We start from the raw sequence: 7,493 nt of genomic DNA, 5'->3' as shown, positions 1-7,493 counted from the left end.
CGTCGATTCCTTTGCGCAGGTCCGTTTTTCCGCAAATGATATAGATGTTAAGCTCTTGGATATTGGGGAACATTGCCTGTCAACTCCTGGAGCACCACGTGCAGAATTGCCCGGTCAACACCGGTGTAAAACACGACCTCGGCGTCCTTGAGCTTCACTCGTGCCGCAACCTGCGGTTTGACCAGCGGCTTCGGCGACCGGTCGGTCACCTGGATCGGCACGATATCTTTGATTTGAACCATGAAAGGCCTCCTTGTTTACTTGATAAACCAAGTTTACAAGGAGGCCTGCACCGGGTCACGATACCTATGTCAACGACCGCTTACGCTTGACTGACCGGTGCCGCCGTTTTGGTTGCGGCGTTTGCTGCAATACCAGATTGCTGGTCTGCTTTCGCCTTGGCTGCCACTTCACTCGTCGTCTGCGGTTCGGCAACCGCCGCCTGGACAAATTGCGGTTTGCCCGCCAGGACCAAACTGAAGCTCATCACCGCGACACCGGCCACGATCCAGCGCTTACCGGCTTTGTACATCCTGTAATGCAGCTTAATATCTTGGTCATAACGATTCTGATTACCCATTTTGAACATGTGACATCCTCCCAAAACGTTCATCCCAAAACATGTGCAATTCATGCAGTTATACTTAGCTCATCGTCTCACATTCAGGTTAACATATTCATTTCGGTGAATATGTCAGTCTAGGACAAAAAAATTACTCTGATTTGACATGGCATACCAGTTCGGTTTTGGGGAGCAAAAAAGGCGCCGCCCAAAAGTTCAGAACGACACCTTGAATTCACCTAATCATTTTCTATCACTTTGGAAAACCGCCACGCCATACCCGGGCAATCTATGATCCCCCGGTGGGAGTGTTTTCTGGCCTAACAAGTCCGTGCTTGTTTGTTGTAATTGGTAAGTTGCCTCTGCCTGAGTAAAATTCATAACGAAAGTAAATAGCTTATCCCCACTCTGCCGTTGTTGAACTGACACGCCCTGATCAGCTTTCACCAAGTGTTCAGTATCAATACCGACTTCAGCGAGCACTCGATCGTAGAATGCCGTTAAGAAATCGGCACCGCCGCGGGCTGCTTGAAAATAACTTGTCCCTTGACCAAATTTATTCCGGGTAACGGCCGGTGTATCTGCATAAAAGTCCTTAGTATATTGGACTAGTGTCGTGGCCCCCTGATCCTTGACTACTGCGCAGTAATCCTTGAATACAAACAACTGATCATTGAGTACCGTGCCATTTTTCTGTTTGGGGTATAGCGTATCCGTCTCCAATACTTTCAATCCATAAATGTCCTGCAATGGTTTTGGCCAGCCGCCTAAATAGGCCAACGTTCGCTTATCCACAATCCCCGACAGATAGGTGCCGACAACAGTACCGCCGCCCTGAACATACGCCTTCAGCTTAGTCATCCACGCCTCAGACATCATATAATGCATGGGGTCAATAACCATCTGGTATGCGTTCAAATCCGCGTCCGTGGTCACTACGTCCACCGGGATGTTGCGCATCCAGAAATACGCATAGTGGTCCTGAAGAGTTTGCCAATACCGTTTAGTCGATTGGGCGAAATCTTTGGCGTCGTCCAATGCCCAATTACTTTCCTGATTGTACACAATTGCAATCCGTCCAGGAACCTTACTGGCATGCACTACAGGCTGCAGCTGCTGTAAGTCCGCCCCAACCTTCGTTACCGCTTGAAACACCCGGTTCTGGTCGCTGCCATCATGCCCAATCACTGCGCCATGGAACTGCTCCGACGCTCCCCGGGACTGGCGCAACTGGAAATAGAGCACACTGTCAGCTCCCTCGCTCACCAATTGCAACGACGATAGCTCATGCATTCCTGGCCGTTTGGCCCGATTAAACGGATGCCAATTAACTTGGCTTGGTGTCGACTCCATAATCAAGAAGGGCTGATTTTTCAGATGATAGTAGTAATTGTTGATCATGGATACCTTCATCGCCATGACCGCATCACTCTCTTGGTCGTTGTGCCATTGCGGATAGCAATCCCAACTCACTACGTCGACTTGCTTGGCAAATTTTTGATAATCCAAACCATGAAAGGGCAGCATATCTGCTGTATCTGCCATGAAATTTGTCGTAATTGGTACATCGGGTGTAATTGCCCGTAGCGGGCCAATCTCATTTTGGTAAAAGGCCATCGTCTGATCACTCACGAACCGCCGCCAGTCGAGATTCAACCCATTTAAGGTACTATCCGAAGTAGGTGACGGCGGAATAATTTCATTCCACGTGTCGTACGTATGGCTCCAAAACGCGGTGTTCCAAGCGGTATTCAACTTGCCCAACGTGCCATAGCGGGCCTTCAGCCAATCTTGAAATGCAGCACGGCACAAGGCACAGTGACACTCGCCGCCGTATTCATTCGAGACATGCCAAAGCAGTAAGCCCTGCCGCTGACCATAACGCTCAGCCAGCAGTCGGTTAATTTGCGCCACCTTTGCCCGGTAAATCGGCGAGGTGAAACAGTGATTATGCCGCTCACCGAATTCAAGATGGTGCCCGTACTCATCAGTCCGTAACACTTCTGGATATTTCTTAGCCATCCAGGCCGGCCTTGCACCGCTGGGGGTAGCCAGGATAACGTGACCGCCGATGGCCTCAATCCGATCAAAGACCTGATCCAACCATTCAAAGTGGTAGTCGCCTTCTTGGGGTTCCAGTGCCGCCCAAGAAAACATCCCAACCGTCACAGTGTTAATGTGGGCCTCCTGCATGAGTGCAATATCCCTTTCCAGAATTTCTGGCATTGCTTGCCATTGCTCTGGGTTATAGTCGCCCCCATGAAGAAAGCCATCGATAGAAAGCACCCGTTCTGTCACCCTTTTGTTCCTCCTTGTGTTAAGCCTGTTACGAAGTTCTTTTGTAACAGTACAAAGACTACTGCGATGGGAATGCTGATCAGAATTGCACCCGCCGCGAACGTCGTATAGCTGGCCCCCATTTTGTCAGAAATCAAATTATACAAGCCAATCGGCAGCGTATAAGATTTCGGTTCCCGCAAAACAACGGAAGATATTGCAAAGTCCCCTAATGGTCCCGTGAAGCCGTTCATCGCCACAACGGCCAGCATCGGCTTAGCCAAGGGCATCAGAATCTGCCAGAAGATTCGGGAGTTGCTGGCACCGTCGATTTTGGCACTTTCATCCAAGTCCTTGGGAATAGAGTCGAAGTAGCCTTTCATCAAGTACGTATTCATGGGAATCATACCGCCAGTGTAAATGAGGATCAACAGAATGTGGCTGTTGACCAAATGCAGCATCTGGGCTAAAACAAAGATCGCGATCAAGGCAGAAAACTGCGGAATCATTTGCAGCAGTAAGAACATCACCAAACCGTTTTTTCTGCCGTGAAAATCAAAGCGGGAAAAGGCATAGGCCGTAATTGAAACAAGAAACACTGATAGAACCATCGTAATCAAGCTAATCTTCAGTGAATTGAGAAACCATTGAAAGTAGTAGAAGGTCGCACTTGTCTTCGACAACTCGACATAATGGCTGAGCGTCGGGTTCTTTGGAATCAGTGATGTACTGACCAATGAGTTGCCCGGATTAAAGCTTGCCCCAATTGTCCAAGCCAAGGGATACAGAATGATTAGGGACACAAGAATCAAGATGGCGTAGGTCACCGTCAGACGAATGATGCGACCTTTGGCAATACTTTTCTTCATGACGTTAACCCTCCTTGAATGAATTCGTGCGTTTAAATTGCCAGAGTGCAATACCAATTACCACAACAGACAACATAATGGTTAATGCCGCTGCCAGTGCATACTGGCTGGACCGCATCGTCAACTTATAAATCCACGACACCAGAATATCCGTCCCACCGGCCGTTGATCCAGGAACTGCCGGGCCTCCGGCGTTGAATAGATAGATGATGTTGAAATTATTGAAGTTGAACGTGTATTGGGTAATGATGATCGGTGCCATTTGGCTGAGGATAAACGGCAGAGTAATGCTGCGAAACTTCTGGAACGCCGTCGCCCCATCTAAAATAGCGGCTTCGTACAAGTCTTCTGGAATTGATTGCAGAATACCCGTGGTCACTACAAAAATGTACGGGAAGCCTAACCAGCTTTGTGTGAAGAGCAGCGCCACCTTGGTCCAATTAGCATTCGTCAGCCAGGGAATGCTGTGAATTCCCAGGGATGCCAGCAGGCTGTTGTTGATGGCTCCAAAACTGTCATTAAACAGTCCGGCAAACACCAAGATGGTCACAAACCCCGGTACGGCCCACGGCAGAATCAAAATCGTACGCCATAGTTTCTTGAAGCGCAGATCCTTTTGGTGAACCAGCACGGCCATTAAAATCCCGATGGTAACGGAAAGTGTGGAGGCCACCACCGTCCAGATCACCGTCCAACCGAGGACATCGATGAATGTGGACCGCCAAATATCGACGGTAAAAATCTTCTTAAAAGTTTCCAATCCGACCCAGCTGGCCAGATGTGCCGGAGCGGTATGGTACAAATCATAATTCGTAAAAGCGAGCGCGAAGCTGAATAAAATCGGAAAAACAACAGTGAACAAAAGCAGAAGAATACCTGGACTGATAATCACGTAGGGATAATCCCGATGAATTAAATTGGAAAAACTCTCCCGAAAGCTTGGTACCGCAGCCCCTTGATCACGCTCTTTGCCGATTTGGTGGGCATCGCGAATATTCACCCCGTAGAAGAACAAACCGATTGCGGCGACAATGACAGCGACCAAGCCCTCAGCGAGTAAGAAAACCGAATTATCCCGGGGCACTTCAACCCCTAAGGTGATTAATCCCCAAAAGCCCATATTGAACAGGTCAGCAAAGCCAACCACGTAAAGACCTGTAACCACGAGGAAGAAAATGCCCTTAATGATCTGTCGATTATACAGTTGCCCGACGCCCGGAATGATTGATAGCAGTGCCGCCGTTCGGGCGTGACGGGTCTTAGGTGGTGCAGAAACAGTTTGCACGGTCATTCACTCCTCACTTTATTTCTTAGCTGCTTTGATCGCCGACTTAATGGTGCTGACTGCTTGAGTCATTGCCTGTTGAGCATTTTGTTTGCCGTTAGCCACAACTTGCAGCGCAGAGTTGGTCGGATCCCAAACTTGGTTCGTTTCAGTAATATTAGGTGTCGGTTTGGCATACTTGGATTGTTCAGCAACGGCGGTCGCCTTTTCATTTTTCGTCACTGCCGTACTGTCAACAACAGCTTTGACCGCCGGAATTTCCTGAGTAATCTCATAGCGAGTTTTACTGTTCTTTTCGTTCGCCAAGAATTTAACCAATTTTTCAGCCATGGCTGCGTTCTTGGAATAGGCGCTAACTGAGTATGATTTCACACCGATAAAGGAGGACATGTGCTTGCCATTCGCCAGCATCGGTAACTGTACGACACCATAATTTACCTTGGCCTTCGTGTAGGGCTCGAAGTTCCAGGGACCGGAAATCACAGCGGCTGCCTTGCCTTCAGTAAATAGAGAGTCCAAAGTATCGGTGCCCTTATCCCCGATAATTCCTTTAGGGAATAGCCCTTCTTTGTAGAACTTGCCCATGTAATCAACGGCTTTGATGGCCCCGGCATTCGCCAAGCCAATATCAGTGGGCTTATAATTACCTTTGCTATCCTGCCCAAAAACGTAACCACCGTAGGGTTGAATAACACTGATGGCATAGTACAGCTGATCCCACAAGGCGAGCAGCCCATAATTACCGTTCTTAGTCATCTTCTTGGACAGGGCGTACCATTCATCCATTGTCTTGGGCAAATCAGCTGGCTTAACCAGGTCTTTATTGTAGAAAAGGATTGTACTTTCTACTGCGTAGGGCAACCCGTACGTCTTACCTTTCAAAGTGAGGGTGTTGATTGCTGAGGGCGTGAAGGAACTCTTCAACGAACTTGAGACACTCAATGGCTTAAGCAGGCCCTCAGTCACACCAGTCCCAATTTGATCTCCTGGAACCGCCAGAACATCTGGCCCAGTACCAGCCGGCCCGTCCAATCGCAAGTCTTCCAGTTGATTGGCATAGGTTTTCTCAACTACTTTGATCTTGATATTGTTGGCCTTTTCGAACGCTTTGAATGCCGCCGTGTTGCCCTTGGCCTTATTCTTATCCTGCCATACAACGAGCTGCTTAGTTTTCCCTGTATCTTGACTACTGCCTGCAGAGTTAGACCCTTGGGGGCCGCATCCAGCTAATAACAGTACCGCCGCAGCTGCAGTGGTCGCTAATGCAGCAAATTTGAATCCTTTCATCACTGATCACTCCTCATCTGAATTCGCTTACAGGTTTGATAATAGCCCACTTTTGCAGAATAGTAAACACCGTTAGTGCTATATATCACCCATATGTTGGAATTGTGTTACGGATGTGGTAATATAGTTTAGTAAATTGTGTTACTTAAAATAAACTTTAAACAAAGCTGGTGTGTATACATGGCGACAATTAAGCAGATTGCCCAAGCGGCGGGATTCTCTCCCACCACCGTTTCCCGAATTTTGAACAACGACAACTCATTATCCGTTACTCAAGAAACCCGCGAAAAAGTTTTGCAAGCAGCCAACTCGCTAGGTTACGGCCGCGACCAGATTCCCCGGGTGCCCTATCGCGTGGCAGTCTTTTTTTGGATCACAGCGCAAGAAGAACTCGACGATGTGTACTTCAATACCTTGAAACGATCGCTGCAGTTCTACGGAAAAACGTATGGTTTATCCTTGGAGTTTTTTGAAAAAGGGCAGTTAGATGCTGCCCAAGTTGCCGACTTTGATGGCTTTATCGCAGTTGGCGCATTTAATCAGACTGAGCGGGCCATCTTGGAACAAATTTCTAATAATGGTGTCTTCATTGATTCGAACCCCCGCATCGGCCACTTTAATTCTGTTCAGCCGGACTTTGAACAAATCATTTCTGAAGCGCTGGCGCTCTGTCAAACCGCTGGAATGACAAAAGTCGGTTTCATCGGCGGACAATATTTGAATCCAGATACTAATCAATTTGAGCCCGACAGTCGGGAAAACATCTTTCGCAACTATGCCTCACGGGCTGGCCTGCTGGATGAAAAACTGATCCATGCTCACGATAGTTTTTCGGTGACCACCGGACAGGTGCTGGGTAAACAAATTGCCGAAAATACATCGGCTTGTCCCTTGCCCAATGCCTTCATTGTCGCCGCCGATCCCATTGCTGTGGGTGTTTTACAGGCTTTCTCTGCCGCAGGTATTCTCGTGCCGCGGGATACAAGTCTCTTGAGCATCAATAATATTCAAATGGCTAAATACACCTCACCGCCCCTGAGTACATTTGCGATCAATCAAGACGAACTTTGTCGGGCGGCTTTGGCCCGACTCATTGACATCATGGAAAATCCCGAAAAACAAATTTATCAGCGCACCTTGGTGAGTGCCTACTTGGTTGCTCGCGGCAGTTTTGTTATTAATCAAGCAAACTAAAACATGGTCTGATTTCCTT

7 protein-coding genes are annotated in these 7,493 nt (G+C 48.2%); 1 reads left to right on the top strand and 6 read right to left on the bottom strand.

Features of this window, described 5'->3' with window-relative positions:
* Positions 1–47: 47 nt before the first annotated feature.
* The 6 genes from H627_RS0103960 to H627_RS0103935 all read right to left on the bottom strand — a co-directional run bounded on the left by H627_RS0103960 (position 48) and on the right by H627_RS0103935 (position 6,280).
* A complete protein-coding gene (locus H627_RS0103960; RefSeq protein WP_027827606.1) occupies positions 48–242 on the bottom strand; it encodes a hypothetical protein in 195 nt (64 codons plus the stop codon).
* 80 nt (positions 243–322) lie between these two features.
* Positions 323–589, bottom strand: a complete 267-nt coding sequence (locus H627_RS0103955) for a KxYKxGKxW signal peptide domain-containing protein (protein ID WP_027827892.1) — start codon at positions 587–589, stop codon at positions 323–325.
* Between the two features lie 216 nt (positions 590–805).
* Positions 806–2,860 (bottom strand): beta-galactosidase, encoded by a 2,055-nt coding sequence (locus tag H627_RS0103950; protein ID WP_027827891.1) that lies wholly within the window; start codon positions 2,858–2,860, stop codon positions 806–808.
* Entirely contained in the window at positions 2,857–3,708 is an 852-nt protein-coding gene (gene ganQ, locus H627_RS0103945; RefSeq protein ID WP_035439912.1) for a galactooligosaccharide ABC transporter permease GanQ, read from the bottom strand. The genes H627_RS0103950 and ganQ overlap by 4 nt, the downstream gene beginning before the upstream one ends.
* Before the next feature lie 4 nt (positions 3,709–3,712).
* Positions 3,713–4,993 carry a carbohydrate ABC transporter permease gene (locus tag H627_RS0103940; RefSeq protein ID WP_027827889.1) on the bottom strand — a complete coding sequence of 427 codons (1,281 nt, stop codon included), beginning with the start codon at positions 4,991–4,993 and terminating at the stop codon, positions 3,713–3,715.
* Positions 4,994–5,011: 18 nt separating this feature from the next.
* A complete protein-coding gene (locus tag H627_RS0103935) occupies positions 5,012–6,280 on the bottom strand; it encodes an extracellular solute-binding protein (protein ID WP_027827888.1) in 1,269 nt (422 codons plus the stop codon).
* 180 nt (positions 6,281–6,460) lie between these two features.
* Here H627_RS0103935 and H627_RS0103930 point away from each other — a divergent pair, with 180 nt between their 5' ends.
* On the top strand, positions 6,461–7,474 hold the full coding sequence (locus H627_RS0103930; RefSeq protein ID WP_027827887.1) for a LacI family DNA-binding transcriptional regulator: 1,014 nt from the start codon (positions 6,461–6,463) through the stop codon (positions 7,472–7,474).
* Positions 7,475–7,493 lie beyond the last annotated feature (19 nt).

It is taken from the genome of Schleiferilactobacillus harbinensis DSM 16991, assembly GCF_000425885.1.
GTDB classification, from domain to species: Bacteria; Bacillota; Bacilli; order Lactobacillales; family Lactobacillaceae; genus Schleiferilactobacillus; species Schleiferilactobacillus harbinensis.
Note: the sequence above shows the minus strand (reverse complement) of the source record. Positions and strands in the feature narration are given on the sequence as shown.